Source organism: Flavitalea flava (genome assembly GCF_054461575.1).
Genome location: NZ_JBTLQH010000146.1, coordinates 1 through 564 on the forward strand (window position 1 = coordinate 1; position 564 = coordinate 564).

Genomic DNA, 564 nt, shown 5'->3' on the forward strand with positions numbered 1-564 from the left:
GCATACGAACACCAGGACGTTCCTTTTGAGAAAGTAGTGGAGACCCTGGTCCGTGAAAGGGATATGAGCAGAAGCCCTTTATTCGATGTTTTGTTTGTATTACAAAATCAGGCCGGACCCGGCCTGTCTAAGGGAAGTTTGCCGGATCTTGAACTTTTACGGGAAGAGGTAGCCTCTCATACGTCAAGATTTGACCTGACCTATACCCTGACAGAAACAGCTGAAGGCTGGGAAGGCAGTATAGAATATTGTACTGATCTCTACCGGAAAGAGACGATCTGCCGGATGATCGGTCATTATAAAGAATTATTAAACGCTGTAATCCTGCACGCCGGGCAGGCTATCGGGTCCTTACCGATGTTACCCTTAGCCGAGCAGGAACAGTTGGTTCGGGGCTTCAACGGGAGGGAGGTCTCTTACCCTAAGGATCAGACGCTGCTGGATCTGTTCGGGTCCCAGGTCTTGCGTTGTCCGTCTGCGCTGGCGGTGTGGTTCGGTGATGAGGAGCTGAGCTATCGGGAGTTGGACGAACGCAGCAACCAGGTGGCGCGTTACCTGCAAGGC

Annotated in this window: 1 protein-coding gene; it reads left to right on the top strand. The window is 52.0% G+C overall.

Annotation, left to right across the window (positions count from 1 at the left end; translation table 11 throughout):
* Positions 1 to 564, top strand: a 564-nt coding sequence (locus ACX0G9_RS31760; protein ID WP_459069020.1) for a condensation domain-containing protein, incomplete at both ends; no start/stop codon positions are given.